General features: G+C 43.1%; 24 protein-coding genes and 1 pseudogene. 15 read left to right on the forward strand and 10 right to left on the reverse strand.

What is annotated here, in order from left to right:
- Nucleotides 1-51: 51 nt before the first annotated feature.
- Nucleotides 52-780 (reverse strand): response regulator transcription factor RpaB, encoded by a 729-nt coding sequence (gene rpaB / locus L6494_RS16750; protein WP_011318678.1) that lies wholly within the window; start codon nt 778-780, stop codon nt 52-54.
- 177 nt (nt 781-957) lie between these two features.
- On the opposite strand from rpaB, the gene radA reads away from it, so the two are divergent.
- From radA to L6494_RS16765, 3 genes and pseudogenes are all read left to right on the forward strand, one after another.
- Nucleotides 958-2,487 carry a DNA repair protein RadA gene (radA, locus tag L6494_RS16755; RefSeq protein ID WP_237988841.1) on the forward strand — a complete coding sequence of 510 codons (1,530 nt, stop codon included), beginning with the start codon at nt 958-960 and terminating at the stop codon, nt 2,485-2,487.
- A 122-nt stretch (nt 2,488-2,609) separates the two neighbouring features.
- Entirely contained in the window at nt 2,610-3,323 is a 714-nt protein-coding gene (locus L6494_RS16760; protein WP_237996066.1) for a Uma2 family endonuclease, read from the forward strand.
- A 332-nt stretch (nt 3,324-3,655) separates the two neighbouring features.
- A pseudogene (locus L6494_RS16765) lies at nt 3,656-4,357 on the forward strand (serine/threonine protein kinase); the annotation flags it as partial.
- A gap of 31 nt (nt 4,358-4,388) precedes the next feature.
- Here the strand turns inward: L6494_RS16765 and L6494_RS16770 are convergent.
- Nucleotides 4,389-5,687, reverse strand: a complete 1,299-nt coding sequence (locus tag L6494_RS16770; RefSeq protein ID WP_237995764.1) for an IS4 family transposase — start codon at nt 5,685-5,687, stop codon at nt 4,389-4,391.
- Nucleotides 5,688-5,891: 204 nt separating this feature from the next.
- On the opposite strand from L6494_RS16770, the gene L6494_RS16775 reads away from it, so the two are divergent.
- The 4 genes from L6494_RS16775 (at nt 5,892) to L6494_RS16790 (ending at nt 9,325) form a co-directional block, all read left to right on the forward strand.
- Entirely contained in the window at nt 5,892-7,877 is a 1,986-nt protein-coding gene (locus tag L6494_RS16775) for a WD40 repeat domain-containing protein (protein ID WP_237988842.1), read from the forward strand.
- A 54-nt stretch (nt 7,878-7,931) separates the two neighbouring features.
- On the forward strand, nt 7,932-8,153 hold the full coding sequence (locus tag L6494_RS16780) for a hypothetical protein (protein ID WP_237988843.1): 222 nt from the start codon (nt 7,932-7,934) through the stop codon (nt 8,151-8,153).
- A 3-nt stretch (nt 8,154-8,156) separates the two neighbouring features.
- Nucleotides 8,157-8,441: a type II toxin-antitoxin system PemK/MazF family toxin gene (locus L6494_RS16785; protein WP_237988844.1), complete on the forward strand. Its 285-nt coding sequence runs from the start codon at nt 8,157-8,159 to the stop codon at nt 8,439-8,441.
- A 125-nt stretch (nt 8,442-8,566) separates the two neighbouring features.
- A complete protein-coding gene (locus tag L6494_RS16790; RefSeq protein WP_237988845.1) occupies nt 8,567-9,325 on the forward strand; it encodes a Uma2 family endonuclease in 759 nt (252 codons plus the stop codon).
- A 240-nt stretch (nt 9,326-9,565) separates the two neighbouring features.
- On the opposite strand, the gene L6494_RS16795 is transcribed toward L6494_RS16790, so the two are convergent.
- Both L6494_RS16795 and L6494_RS16800 read right to left on the reverse strand, forming a co-directional pair.
- Nucleotides 9,566-9,964 carry a RidA family protein gene (locus tag L6494_RS16795; protein WP_237988846.1) on the reverse strand — a complete coding sequence of 133 codons (399 nt, stop codon included), beginning with the start codon at nt 9,962-9,964 and terminating at the stop codon, nt 9,566-9,568.
- Between the two features lie 18 nt (nt 9,965-9,982).
- Nucleotides 9,983-10,417, reverse strand: coding sequence for an NUDIX domain-containing protein (locus L6494_RS16800; protein ID WP_237988847.1), 435 nt, complete (start codon nt 10,415-10,417; stop codon nt 9,983-9,985).
- Nucleotides 10,418-10,593: 176 nt separating this feature from the next.
- On the opposite strand from L6494_RS16800, the gene malQ reads away from it, so the two are divergent.
- On the forward strand, nt 10,594-12,102 hold the full coding sequence (malQ, locus tag L6494_RS16805; RefSeq protein WP_237988848.1) for a 4-alpha-glucanotransferase: 1,509 nt from the start codon (nt 10,594-10,596) through the stop codon (nt 12,100-12,102).
- 51 nt (nt 12,103-12,153) lie between these two features.
- On the opposite strand, the gene L6494_RS16810 is transcribed toward malQ, so the two are convergent.
- The gene (locus tag L6494_RS16810; RefSeq protein WP_237988849.1) at nt 12,154-12,969 is read right to left on the reverse strand and encodes a helix-turn-helix domain-containing protein; all 816 of its coding nucleotides are present in this window, start codon (nt 12,967-12,969) and stop codon (nt 12,154-12,156) included.
- Nucleotides 12,944-13,759 (reverse strand): pseudouridine synthase, encoded by an 816-nt coding sequence (locus L6494_RS16815; protein ID WP_237988850.1) that lies wholly within the window; start codon nt 13,757-13,759, stop codon nt 12,944-12,946. The genes L6494_RS16810 and L6494_RS16815 overlap by 26 nt, the downstream gene beginning before the upstream one ends.
- A 294-nt stretch (nt 13,760-14,053) precedes the next feature.
- Here L6494_RS16815 and L6494_RS16820 point away from each other — a divergent pair, with 294 nt between their 5' ends.
- Entirely contained in the window at nt 14,054-14,767 is a 714-nt protein-coding gene (locus tag L6494_RS16820; protein WP_237988851.1) for an LmeA family phospholipid-binding protein, read from the forward strand.
- 125 nt (nt 14,768-14,892) lie between these two features.
- Here the strand turns inward: L6494_RS16820 and L6494_RS16825 are convergent, their stop codons facing one another.
- Nucleotides 14,893-15,783: a phosphatidate cytidylyltransferase gene (locus tag L6494_RS16825; protein ID WP_237988852.1), complete on the reverse strand. Its 891-nt coding sequence runs from the start codon at nt 15,781-15,783 to the stop codon at nt 14,893-14,895.
- 151 nt (nt 15,784-15,934) lie between these two features.
- A complete protein-coding gene (gene cbiT / locus L6494_RS16830; protein WP_237988853.1) occupies nt 15,935-16,537 on the reverse strand; it encodes a precorrin-6Y C5,15-methyltransferase subunit CbiT in 603 nt (200 codons plus the stop codon).
- 180 nt (nt 16,538-16,717) lie between these two features.
- Between cbiT and L6494_RS16835 the strand changes: the two genes are divergently transcribed.
- The 4 genes from L6494_RS16835 to tatA all read left to right on the forward strand — a co-directional run bounded on the left by L6494_RS16835 (nt 16,718) and on the right by tatA (nt 18,908).
- Entirely contained in the window at nt 16,718-18,112 is a 1,395-nt protein-coding gene (locus L6494_RS16835) for a serine/threonine protein kinase (RefSeq protein WP_237988854.1), read from the forward strand.
- A gap of 121 nt (nt 18,113-18,233) precedes the next feature.
- Nucleotides 18,234-18,431: a hypothetical protein gene (locus L6494_RS16840; RefSeq protein WP_237988855.1), complete on the forward strand. Its 198-nt coding sequence runs from the start codon at nt 18,234-18,236 to the stop codon at nt 18,429-18,431.
- Nucleotides 18,428-18,688, forward strand: a complete 261-nt coding sequence (locus L6494_RS16845) for a type II toxin-antitoxin system RelE family toxin (protein ID WP_237988856.1) — start codon at nt 18,428-18,430, stop codon at nt 18,686-18,688. Before L6494_RS16840 ends, L6494_RS16845 begins: the two co-directional genes overlap by 4 nt.
- Nucleotides 18,689-18,734: 46 nt before the next feature.
- Nucleotides 18,735-18,908 carry a twin-arginine translocase TatA/TatE family subunit gene (tatA, locus tag L6494_RS16850; protein WP_237988857.1) on the forward strand — a complete coding sequence of 58 codons (174 nt, stop codon included), beginning with the start codon at nt 18,735-18,737 and terminating at the stop codon, nt 18,906-18,908.
- A gap of 68 nt (nt 18,909-18,976) precedes the next feature.
- Here the strand turns inward: tatA and cphA are convergent, their stop codons facing one another.
- Together cphA and L6494_RS16860 are read right to left on the reverse strand one after the other, a co-directional pair.
- Complete coding sequence (cphA, locus tag L6494_RS16855) at nt 18,977-21,682, reverse strand: cyanophycin synthetase (protein ID WP_237988858.1); 2,706 nt, start codon at nt 21,680-21,682, stop codon at nt 18,977-18,979.
- A 170-nt stretch (nt 21,683-21,852) separates the two neighbouring features.
- The gene (locus tag L6494_RS16860; RefSeq protein ID WP_237988859.1) at nt 21,853-22,716 is read right to left on the reverse strand and encodes a cyanophycinase; all 864 of its coding nucleotides are present in this window, start codon (nt 22,714-22,716) and stop codon (nt 21,853-21,855) included.
- 621 nt (nt 22,717-23,337) lie between these two features.
- Here L6494_RS16860 and trmD point away from each other — a divergent pair.
- On the forward strand, nt 23,338-24,108 hold the full coding sequence (gene trmD / locus L6494_RS16865) for a tRNA (guanosine(37)-N1)-methyltransferase TrmD (RefSeq protein WP_237988860.1): 771 nt from the start codon (nt 23,338-23,340) through the stop codon (nt 24,106-24,108).
- 54 nt (nt 24,109-24,162) lie between these two features.
- Nucleotides 24,163-24,645 carry a 2-C-methyl-D-erythritol 2,4-cyclodiphosphate synthase gene (ispF, locus tag L6494_RS16870; protein ID WP_237988861.1) on the forward strand — a complete coding sequence of 161 codons (483 nt, stop codon included), beginning with the start codon at nt 24,163-24,165 and terminating at the stop codon, nt 24,643-24,645.
- Nucleotides 24,646-24,693: the final 48 nt, after the last annotated feature.

The raw sequence follows: 24,693 nt of genomic DNA on the forward strand, positions 1-24,693 counted from the left end.
GTTAACTGTCATTAGTCAACAGTCAACAGTCAACAGTCAACAAATTTACCTCTACTCCTCTCCGGGTTCAATTATCCGTTGAAACAGGTAGCCAGTACCTCGTGCTGTGAGAATCAATTCAGGGTTACTGGGGTCATCTTCTAATTTTGCGCGTAAGCGGGAAATATGCACATCAACCACACGGGTATCTACGTGACGTTCTGGTGTATATCCCCAAACCTCTTGCAGAATTTCAGAACGGGAGAAGGCTTCTCCAGAACGGCTGACTAGCAATTCTAGGAGACTAAATTCCATACCTGTCAATCTGATACGCTCATCGCCTTTGTAGACTTGACGTTTGTTGGTATCGATTTTGATATTCCCAACATGAATCACTCCCGAACTGGGAATACCAGACGCACCGGTTTTATCTACTCGTCTGAGGACTGAACGAATCCGTGCTTCCAGTTCTTTCGGGGAAAATGGTTTAACTACATAGTCATCAGCGCCCAATTCTAAACCGGTGATGCGATCGGCTACGTCACCCAACGCTGTTAACATGATAATGGGTACGTCTGATTCTTTACGTAACTCTTGACAGACACCATAACCATCTAGTTTTGGCATCATCACATCCAAAACTACCAAGTCAGGATCAGACTTACGAAAAGTTTCTAATGCTTCTTCTCCATCGCCGGCTGTGACTACATCGTAGCCGATCATTGAAAGGCGCGTTTCCAAAATCCGGCGAATGCTGGCTTCATCGTCTACTACCAGAATTTTTTCTTTATGACTTTCCAAGTTTCTCAACGCTCCTTAACTAAAATTTCTCATGATTAATTTTTAATACCATAATATTAAGATATCATTCCCTCAATTGATTTGGAAAAAGCTGCAAATCCTTCTATTAATTGGATTTTTAATTAGACCAAAAGTTAAGCAAAAATTAAGATATTTAATAATATTTAATATTTAAGAATGGCAAAGCCTAAAACTTTTTACATTTGTAACGAATGTGGAGCAGAATCTCCCCAGTGGTTTGGTAAGTGTCCAGCTTGTGGTACTTACAACTCCCTAGAAGAACAAATTAGCATTCAGTCTTCAGTAGATATACCCAGCCGGGGAGTCAGTGCTTGGCACGCCACACAAGGTAATGGGAAAACTGGGAATAAACCAAAACCAGCAAAAGCCAGAGCTTCCTTAACATTTGACCAAATTAGCGATCGCCAACTCACCCGTTGGGAGTCTGGTTATGAAGAATTGGATCGGGTGCTTGGGGGTGGAATAGTACCCGGCTCTATGGTGCTAATTGGTGGTGATCCGGGTATTGGTAAATCTACTTTGCTATTACAAGTATCCAATAAATTGGCTCAGAGATACCGCATTCTTTATGTTTCTGGGGAAGAATCAGGACAACAAGTTAAGTTAAGAGCTTCTCGCTTAGGAGTGACAAACCTGCTCAATGTTGTTAGTGATGAAAATTCCGAAGCAGAAACAGCAGTAACATTGGCAGCAGTATCACCGGAAGGGATAGGTGCAGATTTATACGTCTTGCCAGAAACAGACTTAGAAGAAATTTTGAAAGAGATAGATTCTCTCAAACCAAATGTAACAGTGATTGACAGTATTCAAACCGTATTTTTTCCGGCTTTAACTTCAGCACCTGGTTCAGTAGCTCAAGTCAGGGAATGTACGGCGGCGTTGATGAAAGTGGCAAAACACGAAGACATCACAATGTTAATAGTGGGACACGTCACCAAAGAAGGGGCGATCGCCGGGCCGAAAGTTTTAGAACACTTAGTAGATACGGTACTGTATTTTGAAGGCGATCGCTTCGCCTCCCATAGATTATTAAGGACAGTCAAAAACCGCTTCGGTGCAACCCACGAAATCGGCATCTTTGAAATGGTAGAACATGGGCTGCAACAAGTCCTCAACCCCAGCGAGTTATTTTTAGGTAATCGTGACGATCCCGCACCGGGTACAGCCATTGTTGTGGCTTGCGAAGGGACACGTCCCATTGTCGTAGAATTGCAAGCTTTGGTAAGTCCTACAAGTTACCCCTCACCGCGTCGGGCTGGTACAGGTATAGATTATAACCGCTTAGTGCAGATTCTCGCCGTTTTAGAAAAGCGGGTGGGGATACCCATGTCCAAATTAGATTCCTACGTTGCGTCTGCTGGGGGTTTAAATGTGGGAGAACCAGCCGTAGATTTAGGAATTGCCATTGCGATCGTTGCCAGTTTCCGCGATCGCATCGTTGATCCAGGTACAGTATTAATCGGTGAAGTCGGCTTAGGTGGACAGGTGCGAGCCGTTTCTCAGATGGAACTGAGGTTAAAAGAAGCCGCTAAACTAGGATTTAAACGAGCGATTATTCCTAAAGGTCAAAAATTCCCCGACTTTGACATCGAAATTTTACAAGTCTCCAAAGTCATAGATGCAATTATTGCCGCCATTCCCCATCAAGAACTGACAGACGAAGATTTAGATCCAGATGAAGAATAGGTGACAGGTTACAGGTTACAGGTTACAGAAGTATGAAGAAATAATTGTTTCTTTCCCCTATACCCTTACACCCCTACACCCTTACACCCCTACACCCCCACACCCCCACACCCCTACCCAATATGACAGCCATCATCACCCCCAACTACCAAATCACTTGGGAAAAGCTACCCGATGATTACAAGCTACCAGACGATCCAGTGGACAACATCAACCAACCATTTCTCGCCGCAGCACTCACCCAAAGCCTGGAACTAGCGGGAAAACTGCCACCTAACGCCCTTACACCAACAAATTACGGTATTTGTGCCACATTAAATGGTAAAACTGTCGTTAAAGCCCCAGACTGGGCATATATTCCTAATATCATAGTCAGTAGAGAAGAAGTAACCCGCAGTTACACCCCTCAATTAGAGGGAGACATCCCCGTAATTGTCATAGAGTTTCTATCTGATACAGATGGGAGCGAATATTCTAGTAAACCCACTTACCCCCCTGGTAAATGGTTTTTTTACGAGTACATCTTAAAAGTACCTAATTACGCCATTTTTGAACCCAATACCGGAGAGTTAGAGGTATATCGCCTAGATCAAAGTGCAGGTAGATACAGCCCACAAACCCCCAACGAAAACCAACATTACTGGATAGCCGAAATGAATCTCTACCTTGGCGTATGGCAAGGTACGCGAGAAAACCGCACAGGTAATTGGTTACGCTGGTGGGATGAAACCGGACAACTACTACTATGGGGTTCAGAGTTAGTGGAAAAAGAACGCCAACGCGCCGAAAGGCTAGCAGCACAACTACGCGCCGCCGGAATTGAGCCGGAAGATTAGACTGACTTTTCACAGGATCTGGAAAACCCCTCTCCAAACCTTAGATCCCGGACTTTTGGGAAAAGTCCGGGATTTGGACACCGCAACATCGCTACTTTTCCTGTCGTGGATATTCTGGCGGAGTATGAAAACCTGCTTTTATCCAAAATTGTCGAGATTTTTGCATCAAGCGATCGCTACGACGTTGATCATTTAAATCTAATCTATACAAGTTACCCTACTTAGGATTGAGTTCGTAGTAAGGACTTTAGTCCTTTTGTAAGCTTCATCCCTAGCACCTTAAAGTTTTGCCTATGCCAAAATAGATACCAAGAAAACTACGGTTTTTATCTATGGTGTGGAATCCAGGGCAGCATTTATTTGGCGATCGCTACATAATCGAGAAAAAGCTAGGTGAAGGTGGAATTGGTATTACCTATCTTGCGAAAAATAGGCGCGGTGAATTACGAGTTATCAAAACTCTCAGAGAACAAATCCTGAATCATCCCGCCTGGATAACCAAGCAAGATAAATTACGCTATGACTTTCGTGACGAAGCTTTGCGACTCGCTTTGTGTCGCCATCCTCATATCGTGCAGGTAGAAAACGTCTTTGATGAGGATAACTTGCCATGTATGGCAATGGAGTACATTGAAGGTCAAGATTTGGGTGAGCAAATCACCGCAACAGGAGCATTGTCAGAAGCAGAAGCACTGAAATACATCCGGCAAATTGGCGATGCTTTAACTTTAGTTCACGAAAAAGGCTTGCTGCATCGAGATTTAAAGCCAAATAACATCATGATCCGTGCGAGTAAGCCAGAAGCCGTATTGATTGACTTTGGAATTGCTAGACAATTTATTCCCGGTGGAGTCCAACAACATACACAAAATCTTACCCCTGGTTATGCGCCTCCTGAGCAGTATGTACCCGATGCGGAACGTGGAGAATATATTGATGTTTACGCCTTAGCCGCCACATTATATTCTTTGCTGACTGGAGATTTACCGATGCCAGCACCAGCTAGACTACAAAATTTTACCCTCAAACCACCATTGGTGACAAGTTAAGGCTGTAAATCTTTTGTCAAGAGGCTTTGAGAGAATTGTTGAAGAAAAACTGGTCAGACCCTCGTTGAAGATCAGGGAAAGGAGCGACAATTAACTTAATGTTTGGTTTTCGCTTCTGTTTGATAATCCCTAAATCTCGATTTTGAGGGTCAGCAAAATACTTAACAGGGTCTGTTGCCTTACCTTTTTGATGAGCCATCGTAAAATGATAAAGACCACGATAAATCATTTCTAATGAAATCTCATCAAAAGGCAGAGAAAGTTCGTCAGCTACAGCATCACCTAAATCTACTAAAACCGCATAAAATAACCAAGTTGCCCAAATCTGCAACTTAATCCCATTAATTGAACCCGTCCATAAATAACTTAGCCCTAAGAGTCTTTTGACAGTATTAAAAGCATCTTCAATGCGCCAACGTCGTCGATATAAATCGGCTACAACATAAGGGGGTAAAACATTAGGATCTAGAACGCTTGTTAAATAAGAATGCCATGTTTTTCCAGAACGCACTTCAATTAACCGTAAGGTAATAAATGGGGTCTTATTTGTGCCAGAACCCAGACGTATCTTTCTGTCCCTGAGTCCATAGCTATCTGTAAATACCTGTTCTATCTTGATTGCTGCTCCTTTTTTTATTCTCGTAATAAAGTCAACTTTTTTCTCGATTAACTGATGCCAAAACTTAAAGTGATAAAAACCTCTATCTAATAAGAGTAAAGTTCTTGTTGTAACTAAATTTAGGATATTTTCTTCCGATTTAGTGTCAGATGCCTTGGGATTTTCTTCAAACCAAATTTCTACAGGTAATCTGGTCATTAAATCAATGACTGTACTCATTTTTCCTGCTAATTGCCCTCTTTGAGCCGACTCTAAGCTTTGTAATTTTCTAAACAATGCCTCCAGTGTTGACCCGTCTACTATCCAAATTTTCTCGAATTTTGATAATGTAAACTGAATACTTTCTGGCAACGGTCGTTTATTTCTACTATGCCAAGCTGTTCTTAAACTAGGCAGTAAATCTTTAAATACTTTTTCAAATAATTCTGATGGAAATGTCAAAAATCTCTGTGATACAGCTTGTTGACTAACTTTTGTAGGATTACACCACAGAAAACCGTCTCTAGCTAACATTCTTGTCAGTTCTCTGACTCCGGCTATGTCTCGCCATAACAAGGTTAGTACCGCAGCCATCATCAATGGTAAATTCAGTATCCGTTCTCTGAGTCCTAGTTTTCGGTAGTAATTTTCTTGATTTGTAATCGCTGGGGTCAATAATTTTTCCAGTTGCTCTGCAATTACTTCGTCTTCCACCATTGGTCTGTGTTTCTTTTTGGCGTGGTCTCTATTGGTTTTTTTGCTGGTGGTCATGACTGGACTCAATCGCTCAATTACTTGTCTAGACTGAGTTTCCCATGCTTTTGACCACTACAAATACCACCCTTGACAATTTTCCCTTTTCCTTAACTTGTCACCAATGTCAAACCACCAAAAGACTTTAATCCCAGTATCGGTGACAGGGTGAATGATGCAATTATGCGGGGGATGGCTTTAAATTACAAGTATCGTCCCCAGTCGGTGCAGGAGTGGTTGGATTTGTTGGATGTGGGGATAGTAGCACCAACACAGCCAGTAATATCTTCTGCTTACACACCTGCATCTTGGGAATGCGCCCACATCATCCCAGGTATTTCTGGAATTATAGCTCTTAGCTCCAAGGAAAAAATCCTAGCAAGTGTAGCAGGTAGAGTTATTCATATATTTTCATCAACTACAGGTCAACTTATCCGCACCCTGATTGGTCATTCTTACTCGGTTAATTCCATAGCTTTCAATAGTAATGGTGAAATATTAGCTAGTGGTAGTAGCGACAACACTATCAAACTGTGGGAGGTGGGAACAGGCAGAGAAATTTTTACTTTCTCTGGTCATTCCAGCAGCATTGAGTCTGTAGCTTTCAGTAATGATGGGCAAATACTAGCTAGTGGTAGTAGTGACGAGACTATCAAATTATGGTCATTAACAACAGAGACAGAACTTCGCACTTTCACTGCTCATTCGGGTTGTGTTTATTCTGTAGCTTTCAGTAGTGATGGAAAAATACTGGCTAGTGGTAGTTATGACAACACAATTAAACTGTGGTCACTAGCAACAGGGCGAGAACTGTTCACTCTCACTGGTCATTCCAATATGGTTACATCCGTAGCCTTCAATAAAGATGGGCGAATACTGGCTAGTTGTAGTTGGGATCAAACTATAAAACTATGGGAAGTAGCAACAGGCACAGAGATTCGTACCCTGACTTGTGATTCACACTCAGTTAATTCTGTAGCTTTCAGTAATGATGGGCGAATACTAGCTAGTGGTGGTGGTGACGGCATCAAACTATGGGAAGTGATTACAGGTGTGGAAATTAGCACCCTTCATTCTGGATGGGTTGATTGCGTAGCTTTCAATAGTGATGGGCAAATTCTTGGTAGTAGTGGTAAAGGATCAATCAAATTGTGGAAAGCGGCAACAGGTGCAGAAATTCAAAGTTTTACTAGTGTTAGTGATAGTAGTAGTAGCTACGTAGCCTTTAGTAGTGATGGCGAAGTGTTGGCTATTAATTACGAAAACATGATAAAACTCTGGGATGTAATAACTGGTAGAGAAACTTACATACTTAATGAGTACGCCTGGTCTTGTACCGTATTTTTCAGTAGAGATGGAAAAATTCTCGCTAGTAGAATTGGTGACACTGTAAAACTTTGGTCAGTGGCAACGGGAGAAGAACTTAAGACTCTCACTGGTCATTCTAACGGGAGTATATTGATCGCTTTCAGTGATGATGGGCAAATTCTTGCTAGTCCTAGTAATCGTAATACTATCCTATTGTGGTCAGTGTCCACTGGTCGATTAATTCACACTCTCATCTGTCATTCTTACGGGATTAGATCCATTGCCTTCAGTAAAGATGGGCATATTATAGCTTGTAGTAGTAAAAGCACTATTCAATTATGGTCAGTAGTAACGGGTCAAGAAATTTACACATTGAATAATTCCAGTCTAGTTAAATCTATTTCCTTCAGCAGCGATGGACAAATTCTTGCCAGTAATACTGACAACACTATTACACTGTGGTCAGTGGAAACAGGCACAGAAATTTATACTCTCACTGGTCATTCGGACAGAATTACATTCATCGGATTTATTGGTGATGGGCAAATTTTGGCTAGTGTTAGTGACAATATTATTAAATTATGGGAAGTACAAACAGGAAAAGAAATTCGCACGCTCTCTGGTCATTCCGGCAGGGTTAATTCCATCACCTTCAGTAGAGATGGGAAAATTTTGGTTAGTGCTAGTGGAGACAATACTATCAAACTATGGGAAGTACAAACAGGGAAAGAAATCTGCAATCTGATTCATTATAATTCGGTTGAGTCTGTCGCCTTTATTTGTAATGAAGCTTGGCTAGCTGCCGGAGATAAGAGTGGAAATATTAAAATTTGGCGACGCAGCTAGTTGTGCAATAACAGCGTCAAAATAGTATTAGAACTAGCAAACAATAAACACAATATGAAAGCATACGAATTTCCTGCCAATATCACCGATGAAGGCAAAATAGAATTACCAGATGTGATATTGCAAAAGTTAGCAAATAATCAGCAGGTCAAAGTAATTCTTCTCGTCACTGAACCCACAGAAGCGGAACAAGAAGAAGCCGCTTGGCATCGTCTTGCAGCCGAGCAATTATTAAAAGGCTACAGCGAAGATGATGCTATCTACGACACGATTTAAGCAATGCAAAACTATCAATCTGGCTCAGTCATTTTACTCAAACTGCCATTTTCTGATGCAGTAACATACAAACTTCGCCCAGTATTAGTACTTTTAGATACCGGAGATGATGATGTTATTGTGGCGCGGATTACCAGTCAAATCACTCACACTGCTTTTGATGTTGAAATTATCGAATGGCAACAAGCAGGTTTAATGCGTCCTTCGGTAGTGAGATTGCATAAGATAAACACAGTAGAAAAGCGTCTCTTAGAACGTCAATTAGGAATTTTACAACCAGATGATTAGAGCAAAGTTCGTCAGTACATCCAACAAATATGGTCTTCTATATAAATGATTAAGAGATACAAACTGATCATGAAACTGTGAGGCTAAAACACTTCCTGCCTAGTCCCTAATCTCTTACTATATCTATGACTACCTTCCCTAGATACATTCCCCAATCTGATCCGCCCCTTCCTGCGTGGGAAACCCTACCTACAATGTATGATTTACCTAGTGACAACCCAGAGGACTCAGGTTTGCCAGACGATTTTCACTTTTTACAACCTTTACTTTTATACTTAACCTTTCAACCCATTAACTGGAATGCCGAATTAGTTTATAGTGCGGCTGACCTAAATCTTTACTACGATGTCGAGCATCCCTTATGGTATAAACGCCCCGATTGGTTTGGTGTAGTCGGAGTACAAAAACTCTACAAAGGTGAGGATTTGCGGTTAAGTTATGTGACTTGGCAAGAACCAGCAAATCCGTTTGTCGTAGTGGAATTATTATCCCCAGGTACAGAGGACGAAGATTTAGGTAATAGTCCCAAAGTAAAAAATAAACCTCCTAGTAAATGGGAAGTTTACGAACAAATTCTGCGAGTTCCTTACTATATTGTGTTTAGTCGCTACACCAATGAAGTGAGAGCCTTTCAGTTAGTCGGTGGTCATTATGAACCAATAAATTTAACTCAGGGACGCGTACTCATGCCAGAGTTAGGTTTAAGTTTAGGTGTATGGCAAGGAGTATTCCGAAGTATTGATAGGTTATGGTTACGCTGGTTCACTTTAACGGGTGAATTGATTCCTGAGCCTACAGAGGAAGCAGAACAAGCCAAAAGAAAAGCCGAAATTCTGGCAGAACGCTTACGACAACTAGGGGTGAATCCTGATGAATTGGTTTAATGAGAGATTAACCTGTAGCCAAATGTAGGGTGCGTCACTGCGCTAAAACCTCGCTAAACCAAGAAATTATTCATACTGACGCACCCTACCAACTTAATATTCCTGACTCAAACTTGTGGACGGACAATTTTAGCTGAAACCGACAGAAGCCCCACATCTGACCGTTCGCGTTAGCGTTCCGCAGGAAAGGCAGTGTAGGATGAATGTCGGGGTGATGAGGAATTGACCCACAACTAAACTCTATTTTTGGGGTATCACTGCGATACAGTCAATTTCTACCAACACATCCTTTGGTAAGCGCGAAACTTCCACACAAGCGCGAGCGGGAGCTGTAGCTTCATCAAAATACTGAGCATAAACTGCATTCACAGTGGCGAAATCATTCATATCAGCTAAGAATACCGATGTCTTGACCACATCAGCAAAGCTTGCGCCACCAGCGTTTAAGATGGCTTGCAGATTTGCCATTACTTGTTGTGTTTGTTGTTTGACATCTCCTGCACCCACAATTTCCCCGGTGCTAGGATTGAGTGGAATTTGTCCAGCCACGAATAGCATTTGACCAGAAGCAGCGATCGCTTGATTATAAGGCCCTACTGGTGCAGGTGCTTGCTCAGTACGAATAACTTGTTTACTCATAGTTTCCTCAACGGTGCGTTACTCAAAACTCAATTGGGGACGAATCCCATGATGTCGATAACGCCAATAATCCCGCAAAATGCGATCGTGGTCAAAGCATAAGTTACTTGGTACACGCCAAGGCTCAAAAATCCCCACATTCTTAGCATCATCCCCGGCTTGAGGTTCTCCTGTGGCGGTTGCTAAAAATACAATGCTAATCGTATGCTGACGCGGGTCACGTTTGGGGTCAGAATACACCAAAAATTGCTCAATTAATTCTATCTGTAACCCTATTTCTTCCTCAGCTTCCCGCCGCGCCGCCACTTCTACAGGTTCGCCATAATCCACAAATCCCCCAGGAATCGCCCAACCCAAAGGCTCATTGTGTCGCTCAATTAAAATAATTGGTCGATGAGGTCTGTCTATTAATTCAATAATGATATCTACCGTAGGCGCAGGATTTTTGTACATAGTCAATATAATTACGAATTACGTTAGCGTAGCGGGACGTTAGTCCATTACGAATTACGAATTGTCAATAGTTTTTCTCTCCCCAATCCCCAATCCCCACCAAAAGATAGCTTTCCAAGCTGACCTTAGCATGATAAATTCGATGGGATCGCTTCCTCCTATATTTCACGTTAAATATGCCTTTTCCTAGATCCAGTGGCATTTTGTTGCATCCTACCTGTTTCCCTAGTCGCTTTGGTATGGGAGATTTGGGCTTAGAAGCCTATAAGTTTATTGATTTTCTGAGAGACAGTGACCAGCAATACTGGCAAGTCTTACCTTTGGGGCCTACTGGGTATGGTAATTCTCCTTATGCTTCCTATTCAGCAATGGCGGGTAATCACTTACTGATTAACCCAGAACAATTACAAGAGCAGGGTTTATTAACTGAGGAGGACTTTGCTAATCTACCAGAATTTGATCCTAATCAAGTAGATTACGACCGAGTTATCCCCATCAAAGTTAGGTTATTAAAAAAAGCCTGCAACAATTTTCAAGCTAAAGCCACGCCTTTACAAAAAAAAGAATTTGCCGGGTTCTGCGATAGTAAGGCTTATTGGTTGGATGATTATGCTCTCTTCATGTCCCTCAAGGATGCCCACAACGGTACAAGTTGGCACACTTGGAAGCCGGAACTGGTGAAGCGCGAACCAGCAATGATGGAGATGGCAAAACAACAGCTACAATCTGAGATTTTCTACTATAAGTTTGTCCAATTTGAATTTTTCCGCCAGTGGTCAGAACTGAAGAATTACGCTAATATGAGCGGAATTCAAATTATTGGCGATATTCCCATCTATGTAGCTCAAGATAGTGCTGATGTGTGGGCGCATCCCGATATCTTTTGTTTGGATGAGGAAACTATGCAACCGGCACTCATGGCGGGAGTTCCACCAGATTACTTTAGTGCAACTGGTCAATTATGGGGCAACCCGGTTTATAACTGGGAGGCGTTGCAAAAACAAAACTTTAAATGGTGGTTGGGTCGCTTTGAGGCGATGCTGGATTATATAGATGTGATTCGCATTGACCACTTCCGAGGCTTTGAAGCTTTTTGGGCTGTACCCCAAGGGGAAGAAACAGCTATGAATGGTGAGTGGATGAAAGCACCAGGTGAAGAGTTGTTTGATGTGATTAAACAAAACTTGGGTAAGTTACCTGTGTTAGCTGAAGATTTGGGTGTGATTACACCAGAAGTTGAGGCGTTGCGGGATAAATATGAGTTTCCCGGTATGAAGGTGTTACATTTTGCCTTTGGTTCTGATCCCGGTAATCCTTTTTTACCTTTTAATTATGGGCGTAATTTCGTCGTTTATACCGGCACTCACGACAATGACACAACTGTCGGCTGGTTCAATGCAGCCAATGACTACGAAAAAGAAAACCTGTTGCTTTATTTAGGTTGTGTAAGTCCTGAAGGGATTCACTGGGATTTAATTAGATTGGCTTTAAGTTCGATCGCTAATCAAGCGATTATGCCGTTGCAAGATATTTTGGGTTTGGGAACTGAAGCGCGAATGAATTTTCCGAGTATCGCTGAGGGGAATTGGCAGTGGCGTTATCAATCGGGAGCTTTAAAATCAGAATTAGGCGATCGCCTAAAAAATCTCACTAAACTCTACGGACGCTCCCCTCAAGAGAAATAGGGGAAATGAGGAAGTCAGTCGGGGATATTTTCCCGCTTCTTCCTCTGGATTTTATGATTGAGGTTTAGCCGCAGCAATTTTAATTTCTTCCTCCTTACCAAATTCCCCCATTTGCTTGGCTGCTTGCTGATTCACACTCATCAGCACACCACCAGCATTATTAGTTCTTACTGTCAACTGTTCTTGTGCTTTCCAAACGCGATGTGCGCCCTCTGGTAAGACTCCTTCAAACTCGGTTTTGCCATCAGCTACTACCCGAATCCACGAGGATGCTTTCAAAGTTACGCCAATCTGGACTGATTGACTATCTTTATTAACTATTAGGCGATCGCTGACTGGTAGAGTTGTTGATTTTTGGGATTGAGTCGGTGATGTTTTGGCGAGATTTTCTTGATTGTTTTGTTTAGGATCACTACCATTTGCGCTGAAGGCAGCATTATTTAATACATGAGACAAGCTGCTAACAGAGCAAATAATCAGGAATATATACAGCAAATAAAGATGTACGGGACGTAATAAACCCATTGATATTGACTGGTTGGGAGTCGCAGGGGGAGTATTCGCAGTTTGAAAACTCACAGGAAATTGACTGGCGAATTCTCCACCTTTAAAACCCAGCGCATCCGCAAATTGTCTAATTAAGCCTTGAATATAGATTGGTTCTGGCAAATCATCTAGATTTCCTTCTTCAATGGCCTGTAACAGTCGCCGAGGAATTCTAGTTAATCCAACCATTTCTTCTAAAGATAGACCCCTTTCTTGACGCGAAGCCCACAACTGCGCCCCCATTTCTGTGAGTTTTTCGGCTCTTTGTTGTTCTATAGAGAGTTGTGGTTGCTCATTATTCTTTCTCTTTAGCCATTTCATGTCTTTTTACGCTCCTTACCTCAGCTGAATCTTTAATAGGTATGTGCTTTATCTGATTTTGCAGACAGCGAATTTCGTCATCTTGGAGAACACGATATTGACCCTCTTTTAATAGAGGTGCTTTTGATGTTTGTAGTCGAATAGAGCCGATCCCAGTTCGATGTAGCTTGACTACGGGATATCCCAACTGTTCTGCTACACGGCGAATTTGGCGGTTTCTACCCTCCTTAAGGACAACTTCTAAACGACTGTTGTCAATAAGCCTTTCTAGGAAACTTACCTCGGCTGGGCGGGTAATTTTCCCGTCTAACAGCACACCCCTACGCCACTTTTCTAGGACTGCTTCCGAGGGATGACCTTTAACTACAACTTGATAAGTCTTAGGAATGCTGTGACGCGGATGGGTAAGTTTAAATGTCAATTCTCCATCATTAGTGAGTATTAACGCACCTGAAGAATAGGCATCTAGGCGACCAACGGGATGAATACCAGTACCTTTACTTAATTCTTGAGGTAATAAATCCAAAACTGTCTTTCTACCTTGGGGATCGTGGCAAGTGGAAACTACTCCTAGGGGCTTGTTGAGTAGCACATAAACTAACGGTGGACGATACTGTGCCGATATTAGCTGATCGTCAACTGTAATCCTATCCTTTTGGGGGTCAACTTTTTGTCCTATTTGTGCCAATACACCATTGATCCGCACGCGCGATCGCCGAATCATTTCTTCGGCTTCTCGACGTGAGGCTACACCCAATTCAGAAAGAACTTTTTGCAACCTGGCTTCCATGTGGAAATTACGGTCAATAATCTAATGGTTTACATAATAATCATCATATTGGCATTTTGTATGAGGTAGCCATAAATGCTACAGTTAATGCTTGTTTCAGTTCAATTGATACTAAGCAAATACCCATTTATCGTAAATTCAAGGGTTTAAGACCCCTACGTCTACACGTAGTATCAGTTGAGTTGGGGTTTAAATCCCAGACTCCAATTGTCTTTAATTTTGAATTTTGTTAGCGCAGCGTTAGCGAGTCATCGAGCGTCATTTTGAATTTTGAATTGTTAATCGAGTGGTTAAATGCCAGAACAAAATTCCCAAACCAGACATTTTCACAAAATCCGCATTATTACAAACGTCCTCAAAACAGCACTAAAGCTATGGTTAAGGTCGCAAGTCAGCCAAGTCTCTCAGCTAGAAGTGGAGATTAAAGCGAGCGATCGCCAGCTGCTTTCCGGTTGTATCCCTTGGGTTTCCATATTGGCTAATCATGCTGTATATCAAGGTCTCCATATTACCCACATTAAACTAGCAGCAGAGAATATTCAAATCAATATAGGTCAAATACTCAAAGGACAGCCCTTACAACTGTTACACGTAGTACCAGTAGTTGGCGAATTGACCATAGAGGAGAAGGATCTAAATGCTTCCCTAGGATCTGAATTATTATCAACTGCTTTAAATGATTTACTGGTTAAACTTTTACCAGAATATTGTCCAAAATCCAAGCCTATTGTTTGGCAAAAAATTATTCTAGACAATCAAAAAATCACACTGAACGCAATCATACCATCTACAGGTGAACCTATACCCCTAGAAATTAGTTTCTCCTTAAAATTGCTGAGTGGACAAGAGTTGCAACTATCGCAAATTCAAGTCACACAAAGCGCGATCGTTCTTTTGGAAAGTAGCGATAATTACAACTTTCATCTCGGCTCAGATGTCAATCTCCAAGAACTCACCCTGATCCCCGGTAAATTGCTTTGTCATGGACAACTTAACGTTAATCCGTGACAGGTGACAGGTGACAGGTGATAGGTGACAGGTGACAGATGACAGGTGATAGGTGATAGGTGATAGGTAATAGAGGGCTGGGAATGAGAGGAAGTAGGCTATTTTCTGTGTATTTGAATTACGAATTACGAACTACCAAGCAGGGGCAAAATGAGGGTGACAAAATAGTAGACCAAAGGAGCTGTAAAGATATAGCTATCTGTACGGTCTAAAATACCACCATGTCCAGGGATTAGTTGTCCTGAGTCTTTCACTCCAGCATCACGCTTGAGCATAGATTCGGTGAGATCGCCCAAAAGACTAGCGAGGCCAATCAGTAACCCTAGGGTAATACCTGTGAGGAGAAATTGCGGTAATTGTAAATAATAAGACCCAGTGAGGGCTACACCCAGACTAGCACTGATCCCAAAAACAGCACCTTCAACGGTTTTCTTGGGACTGATATCGGACAGACGAGTTTTACCAAAAAATCTACCGATAGTGTATGCACCAATATCAGCAGCCCAAATACACAAGAAAGTTAGTACCGTGATTGTTAGTCCTTTTGGTAGAGCAGCTAAATTGTTCTCTCCGAAAATATCTTTCCATGTTCCTGGCCAGTAACCATCTAGAGGTAAATTACTGATAGCTACACTGCCCATCGTGCGTAAACGCACCCAGTAACTAGGTAAATACCCCACATAAAAAAGCCCCATAATCGAAGCCGAAACATCTGCGATTGTCGCCATTTTCGGCTGAAACAGCAAGTAAAAACAAATAAATGTGCCAGCGATGGGCATGAAAGCATCAGCTAAAGCACCATCAATTTTAGAAATCACTAGTAACACTAGACTCAGGAAGAGCGTAGTTTTGGCAGCTGGTAAAATGCCTCTGGTTCGCACTAAATCAAAATATTCCTGTTGTCCCAAAAAAACCACAACAGCAAGCATGATCGTAAAGTACCAACCCCCCAACAGGACAGCACCCAAAGCAAGAGCGATCGCAACAATTCCACTAATAATCCGAGACCAAGGCATAGAAGTATTTAATATTGGGATTGGGGGACAGGGGACAGGGGACAGGGGACAGGTGACAGAGGACAGAGTACAAGAAAGCAGGGGAAGTAGGGAGAGAAAAATACAATCCCCAATACCCAATCCCCGATCCCCAATCCCCAATCCCCAATCTCTAGTCTAGTTTCTCACCACTGAGGATAAAAATGGGATCAACTGCGGCAAAGGTTTGAGAAAAGCCGCGTGTTTCTAATCTGTTAACCGCAGACTGCACAACTTCAATGTTCCTGGCTTGTAACTGCGAGAAACTCTGAGAAATCGCATATAAAGTTTCCAGATTAGTGGCTGTGGCTACTATTCTTCCTGATGATGGTAAATAATTCCACACAGTTTGCAAAATATCTTGGATTGCTCGCCCTCCCTCAATACAAACACGGTGAGGGGTAACTTTGATCTCATGTAAACATTCTGGCGCACTACCTTCAATCACTTGCACATTTTTGACCCCAAAGCGATCGCAGTTACGTTTAATTAAGTTGGCAACTTCTTCATCCCGTTCAACAGCAATAATCTGTCCCTTTGGACACAATAGCCCCACCTCTACAGGAATTGTTCCTGTACCCGCGCCAATGTCCCACAATACCGAATCAGGTTCTAGCCGCAGCTGGGAAATCAACAACAACCTAATTTCTCGCTGACTAAAGGGGATTCCTGGCAAATGCTCAAACAATTCATCAGGAATACCAGGAGTGACATAAGGCCAAAGTTGGGAGGGCATAGGAATACACAATTATACTAGGACAAGAAGGCAGGAAGTAGGAGAGACAAGGAAGATAAACCACACCCGCTACCGCTAACAGCACTCATTACTCATTACTCATTACTCATTACTCATTACTCATTACTCATTACTCATTACTCATTACTCATTACTCAGCACTCAGCACTCAGCACTCATATGATTGGGGAAACATTCAACGATCGCTACGAGATTCAACAACAGTTAGGCAAAAAAGCCGGGCGGCGGACGCTACTAGCTAGGGATTTGGTCACTGGTGAATTGGTAGTTGTCAAATTGCTGGCTTTTAGTAGTGATTTTGAATGGGATGATCTCAAACTCTTTGAGCGTGAGGCAGAAACTCTCAAGTCTTTGTCACATCCCTTGATTCCAAGATATGTTGACTATTTTGAGGTTAATTCGCCAAACATCAAAGGTTTTGCCCTAGTACAGAGTTATATCCCAGCCCTCACTTTAGAGCAATACTTACAAAGTGGCAGAACTTTTAACGAAACTGAAGTAAAACAAGTAGCTAAGGCAGTTTTAGAAATTCTCGTCTATTTACATGGGCTGCATCCATCGGTGATTCACCGTGATATTAAGCCTAGCAATATTTTATTAGGGGAGCGTTCTGGTAATAGTGTTGGTCAGGTTTATCTAGTAGATTTTGGCTCAGTACAGACTGTTTTGGCTACAGAAGGCGGGACAAGAACTGTAGTTGGCACTTACGGATATATGCCACCTGAGCAATTTGGTGGACGTACTGTCACCTCATCTGACCTTTATAGCTTAGGTGCAACGTTAATTTACCTAGTCACAGGTAGTCATCCTGCTGATTTACCCCAAAAGGATTTTCGGATTCAGTTTGAATCTGTGGCTGATCTCAGTCCAGGTTTAACACGCTGGTTGAAGTTGATGACTGAACCTAACTTAGAACGGCGGTTCAGTTCAGCGAGTGTTGCGCTGCAAGCTTTAGATGAATCACAAGCACCCACAAATATTATTAGTTTAGTTACTACTCAACCAGCTGGTAGCAGAATTCAGCTAACGAAGAATTGGGAGACGCTAGAAATTCTCATTCCTCCCGTGGGTTTTCAGCCATCAATAGTGTTTACAGGATTATTTGCGATCGCCTGGAATTCTTTTATTCTCTTTTGGACAATCGGCGCACTCTCAGCCCCTTTTCCCATCAATGTCCCCTTTGCCTTATTCTCATTGCCTTTTTGGGGTGCTGGCGGCTTTATGATTTACACTTTGCTACTAAATTTATTTGGCAATATCTACCTACGTCTAGATGATCAACAAATTACCTTTTCTCAAGAAATATTGGGTTTTAAATTCCATCGTCCCCGTCCATCCCCCAGAACAAGTATCAGCAAGCTAGTTTACACAAAAAAACACTGGACTAGAGATTCTGAAGGCAGTCGCACTCAAGTACCAGCACAATTAGATATTTGGGCAGGCGTACAAAAATATCAACTAGGGATTAACAGTACCATTCAATCGGAAGCAGAACTAGAATGGTTAGCCCATGAAATCAGTGATTGGCTGGGTATCCCTATTCAGCAAGATTAAACAAAAACTAATTTTCGCTCATGCAATTAAACTTTTGCCCATTTCAAATATTTATTTCAATTTAGGTGATATATTTACGATTAAATAAGTAGGAAATCAAGAATATTATATCGGTCTAAAAATGGAAACCACAACCACAAGGCAATCCCTAATTAATTTAATTCAAAAGCATCTAAATATCGCATCTGAAAGCACACTAGAACAAGTTTTAGAACTACTAGAGGATGAAGAAGATATTAGAGATGCTCGTGCTGAAATAGCAGATGCAAGAATTCACGGTACTATATCTTGGGATGAATACAAAAAAGAAATAGCGTGACTTACCAAATTGAATTTACCAAGGGTGCTAATAAACAATTAAAGAAATTACCCAGCGATATTAAAGAACGTATCGACTTAAGAATTCAAGAATTAGCCATAGATCCACGTCCCAACGGGGTTAAAAAATTGGCGGATGAAGACTCTTTATATCGTATTCGAGTGGGTGATTATAGAGTAATTTATCAAATATTTGATACTATTTTATTGGTGACTGTAATTAAGGTAAAACATCGTAGTGATGTTTATAAAGATTAGTCTTGATACAAATTAGTTAATTAAACATAGTTTAGAGGAACTGTATATGTTTGGACTAGGATGGCCGGAAGTAGTTATCATCGCTGTTGTAGCTATTGTAATTTTTGGCCCCAAAAAAATTCCCGAACTGGGGAACGCACTAGGTAAAACCCTACGAGGTTTTAAAGAGGAGCTAAAAACTCCTAGTGAGGATACCAACCCGGAATACGAAGAAAAATAGAAATTTCAAATTAGTAACTCAGCAACGGTCAATAGTGGAGATGCGATTGTCCACATCTCTACTATTAACTACAGCAAAGTATTAATAACGGAATTAGATGCTATCCCATTTTGGTTATCGACAATGGCGGTGTGAGTATTTTGTTGTTGAATCTCTTCTGTGACTACACCGCGTAGCTTGATGAGTTTAATAGCACGGGTAACACTCTCTGGCAGAATTACTACCAAACCTTTTTCGGGGGCCATGTCCAAGCCTTTGTTTATTGCTTGGGTTTCATCCAAAATTGATTCATAACGGGCATCGGGTTTAACTTGGGTAATGCCTTTAGTGATCAAATCGGCGGCTGATCCCCTTGCTCTTCCCCTGGTATCGTCGTCTTCTTTGATAATGATGTAGTCAAAAATCTCGGCTGCTAGTTTGCCTAATGTGACAAAATCTTCGTCGCGGCGATCGCCTGGCCCACCGACTATGCCAATTCGTTGTCCTGTAGTCCAGTTGCGGACAAAAGAACCCAAGGCTTCGTAACTGGCTGGGTTGTGGGCGTAATCTACCAAGGCGTGATAGTTGCCCAAATTAAACAAATTCATCCGTCCTGGTGTTTGACTCACCGAAGCACGAAAGGTTTTTAAGCCGGCGCGAATTTGTTCGATAGACACATTCTGCACAAAGGCTGCTAAACTCGCCGCTAAGGCGTTAGCAATCATGAACGGCGCACGTCCACCCATCGTCAGGGGGATACCTTCTGCCCTTTCGATGCGATGTGTCCAATCACCTTTAACAATCGACAGGTAGCCATTTTCATAGACTGCCGCTACTCCTCCCTTTTGGATGTGCTGCTGCACTAACTCCGAACTGGGATTCATGGTGAAATAAGCAATATTGGCTTTGGTTTTTTCAGCCATTGCAGCTACGCGGCGATCGTCGGCATTGAGTACCACGTAACCATCAGGAAATACAGCTTCTGCAACTACACTCTTGAGGTTGGCTAGCTGGTCAATGGTTTCTATGTCACCTATGCCTAGATGATCGGCAGCAACATTTAACACTACACCCACATTACTTAACTCAAACCCTAAACCAGAACGGAGAAGACCTCCACGGGCTGTTTCTAATACGGCTACTTCTACTGTAGGGTCTTGCAGGATGACGTGTGCGCTTTGGGGGCCTGTGTTGTCACCTGATTCTACTAAGTAATCCCCGATATAAGTACCGTCTGTAGTTGTATAACCCACTACCTTGCCTGTCTGCTTATAGATATGAGCTAACAGGCGGGTAGTTGTAGTTTTGCCGTTAGTGCCTGTAACGCTGAGAATGGGAATGCGGCTGGATTGTTCATTGGGGAACAGCATATCCATAACTGCGCCGGCAACATTGCGGGGAATGCCTTGACTGGGGGCTACGTGCATCCTAAAACCAGGAGCAGCGTTAACTTCCACAATCACGCCATCTAGTTCTCGTAAGGGGCGGCTAATGTCAGAGGTGACGATATCTAGTCCACCGATATCTAAACCAATAATTTTGACTACCCTTTGCGCTAACCAAACGTTTTCCGGGTGAATTTCGTCTGTACGGTCTACCGCAACACCACCTGTACTTAAATTGGCGGTTGCCTTTAAATAACAAATCGTGCCTTTGGGTGGCACGCTGTTGAGGGTGTAACCTTGCCTTTCTAGTAGCTGGTAACTGGTGCGGTCTAGTTCTATTTTGGTCAGGACGTTATCATGTCCATCGCCACGGTTGGGGTCTTGGTTGGTTTCTTCGATTAGTTGGGCAATTGTGGATCTGCCATTCCCAATCACATGAGCTGGTACACGTTCGGCAACTGCTACGACCTTACCATCTACCACTAGTACCCTGTGGTCGCGCCCAACGTAATACCTCTCCACAATGATTGAGCGGGAAACTTGTCTGGCTGCTTCGTAGGCGGCCTCTGCTTCTTCCCAGGTTCTAATATCAATGGTGATACCACGCCCATGATTACCATCTAGGGGCTTAATCACAATGGGATAACTACCAACCTGTTCAATGGCTTCTTCTAAATCATCCAAGAAATTAATGACTGTACCCCTAGGTACTGGTACACCACACGCAGCTAAGATGCGTTTGGTGGCTTCCTTATCACAGGCTAATTCTACGCCTAAGATGCCAGTTCTTTGAGTCATGGTGGCTTGCATCCGCTTTTGATTCACACCATAGCCAAGTTGAATCAAAAAGCGTGCGCTGAGTTGCATCCAGGGGATACCGCGTTTTTCCGCTTCTTTGACAATGGCTTCGGTTGAAGGGCCTAGGGAAGCATCACGCCATAGGTCTTTGAGGTCTTGGATATCTTGCTCTAGTTCTGCCTTGGGGTATCGACCGCGATCTACAATGCTTTGGCACAACCTGACGGCTGCTCTGCCAGCATAGCGTCCCGCTTCCTCGTTTAAATACTCAATTACTACCTGGTAGATTCCAGGTGTGGCGGTTTCACGGGTGCGGCCGAAGCCAACGTGCATTCCTGCTAATTCTTGGAGTTCTAGGGCTACGTGTTCGACAATGTGACCCATCATCGTGCCTTCTCGCACTCTCATTAGAAAGCCACCACGACAGCCAGGTGAGCAGTAGTGACCTTCCAGACTTGGCAGCGCCTCTACCAATCCTTCATAAAAACCGGGGATTTCATTTGAGGGTGTCTCGGCAAGGTTCTCTAAGTCGAGGCGCATGACGATCAGCTTGTGGCGTCGAATGCTCCAGTAATTTGGGCCGCGTAAGGTCTGGATCTTGAGGATTCTCATGGGAATAGGTAGATGGAGATTCGGAACCAAAATTCTAGTTTCTTACTGGAATTGACCGCTAAACTGTTTGCAACGAACAGTTTTTTCTTCTTACATAGTATTTCAAGGATTTTTCTACGGCAAAGAATAATAGGCGATCAATTCAGTCTAACCTCAGGTACTCTATTCCGTCAGCTAGAGATGCGGTGTACCGCAGGCAATACTGTCCTTTGGTACAGGTGAAAGCGATCGCCATAGCTGAGGATATGCAGACGTAAGTTATGCACGGTTAAAGGTTCATTTGCGCCAACGTGGGGTTCGTTGGTGTGGGTGAGTTCGGTGGGATCGACAATGGTGACACTGCCTTTGCCCATTACCTGTAGCCAACCATCGCGTTCAAATACAGCACAAGTATCTTCATCGATGCCAATTCCTAGTCTATCGGGATGAGCCGCGACTGCGCTAATGAGGCGACCCATCCGATTGCGATTGTGGAAGTGCTGGTCAACAATGACTTCAGGAATTAATCCCAAACCCGTCGCCATATCTACTAGGGAACGATTTGGCGTTTCACCACTACCACCACCAGCAATCATGTGATGACCCATCACGGCTGCTCCAGCACTTGTGCCGGCTAGAGTCAGTTGTCCGCCTCTGACCCGCTTGCGGATAATTTCCATCGCTGGTGTATCTGACAATACACCACACAGGCGCAGTTGGTCGCCCCCTGTCAAAAATACCCCACTACAGGCTTCTAGGGATTCTTTCACATGGGAAGATTCACACTGCTCCCGTTCACGAATGTCTAAAATCTCGACCTTTTCAGCACCCATTTCTTCAAAAATGCGGATATACCGACCACCGATAATCGCGGGTTCGCGGGAAGCGGATGGAATAATTGTAATATAGGCCTTACTTGCACCAGAACGTCCAAAAAAAGTTCTCAGGATTTCTCGTCCATGAACTTTATCTTCTGCGCCTCCGATTACCAGAACGGCGGTTTTTGTAGCTTGGGGTGTCCTCATTTCCAGCGATTTAGCTTTTAATTCCGGCATTGTGTTTCTCCTGTCAACAACTTCAGGAGCCATCGCCTTGGTCGGTGAGTGCAGCCACCCGTGGGGTTTTGCCGTCGAGTGGACTGCCGTTCCCTGGAGGGGTTTCCCGGCTTGTGGCGAATGGCGTGTGCATTTAACAAGGTTGATGAGCCTGATAGTTACTGCACTTTGTTTTTTACTAAGGACACTGCATTCGATGCACAAGAAGCCTCGTTATTCTGGTGTTCTTTGCTGTGCCTCAAAGCCAGAGCCTTGTTTTTCACCTGGTCACTTTTTCCAGACTGGCTCAATTGTGCTTAAGGGCTGTGTTCTCCCCTGGCATTGGGGATTAGGTTTCCCTTCTGGGTTTGGAGTGAGCAGGTCTTTACACACATTTTCTGAGGCTGGCCTGATGCATCCTGGAAGTTGTTAACTTGGTCAGATTATTTATTTAAATCTAGTTGTGACAACATTTAAACATAAATTAAGTAACTAGAAAAACTTTTGAGTCTAGCAAAAGCCAAGAGTTCTAAGACTTTTAGATACTATTGATAAAGCCTATATGTAGTTTTACCCTACAATTGCAGCTTGTGTTTGATAGACATTCAAATTTAAGATTAGTGTTCTTGAATACGAATTACTGTGCGTTTTGATATAGTTACACTTTTTCCTGACTGTTTTACCTCAGTTCTCAGTTCTGGTCTGCTGGGTAAAGCCCTCGCTAAACAAATTGCCCAAGTAAACCTAGCTAATCCTAGAGACTTTACTACCGACAAGCACCGCAAGGTAGATGACGAACCCTATGGTGGTGGTGTAGGGATGCTGATGAAGCCAGACCCCATTTTTAGGGCGGTAGAATCCTTGCCAGTTCTACCCCGCCGCGAGATTATTTTAATGAGTCCACAAGGTCAAACCATTAATCAACCTCTGTTGCGAGAATTGTCAAGCAACTATGACCAATTAGTAGTCATTTGCGGACATTACGAAGGGGTAGATGAGCGGGTACTGCATCTTGTGACCCGTGAGGTATCCTTGGGGGATTTCATCCTCACTGGGGGCGAAATTCCGGCAATGGCATTGATTAATGGTGTGGTGCGTCTCTTACCGGGGACTGTAGCGAAAACAGAGTCTTTAACAGCCGAAAGTTTTGAAGAGGGATTGTTAGATTATCCCCAATATACTCGTCCTGCCAACTTTCGCGGCTGGAAAGTCCCTGATGTCTTATTATCTGGCAATCACGCCGCGATCGCTCAGTGGCGTTATGAACAACAAATTCAAAAAACCCGCGATCGCCGTCCTGATTTGCTCTCAAAATGGCAACAGGAGAAGAGGCAGGGGGGCAGGGGAGCAGAGGGGCAGGGGGAGCAGGGGGAGCAGGGGGAGCAGGGGAGGCAGGGGAGGCAGGGGGAGTAGGAAAACATAACCAATGCCCAATGCCTAATTATCATTCACCATTGACTACTAACTATGAATATCCGAATTGGTAATGGCTACGACATACATCGACTGGTGAGCGATCGCGCTTTAATTTTGGGAGGAGTCCAAATTCCCCATGAACTCGGTTTACTAGGACATAGTGATGCGGATGTACTAACTCACGCCATTATGGACGCGATATTGGGGGCATTGTCTTTAGGGGATATTGGCCATTATTTCCCCCCCACTGATCCCCAATGGGCAGGGGCAGATAGTTTAGTTTTGTTAAGCCAAGTCCATCAGTTAATTCGGGATCAAGGCTGGCAGATAGGCAATATTGACTCCGTGGTGGTAGCAGAACGTCCCAAGTTGAAGCCCCATATTAAAACAATGCGTGACAAAATAGCAGATGTTTTAAAATTACAGCCTAATCAAGTGGGTATTAAAGCTACCACCAACGAAAAATTAGGACCTGTAGGACGAGAAGAAGGGATATGCGCTTATGCTGTAGTTCTGCTATTAGCGGCGGATTAACTTACTTTCAGTCAAGGATTTTGCATCCCTAGCAAAATAATTAAATTA

It is taken from the genome of Nostoc sp. UHCC 0870 (genome assembly GCF_022063185.1).
Classification (GTDB): Bacteria; Cyanobacteriota; Cyanobacteriia; order Cyanobacteriales; family Nostocaceae; genus Trichormus.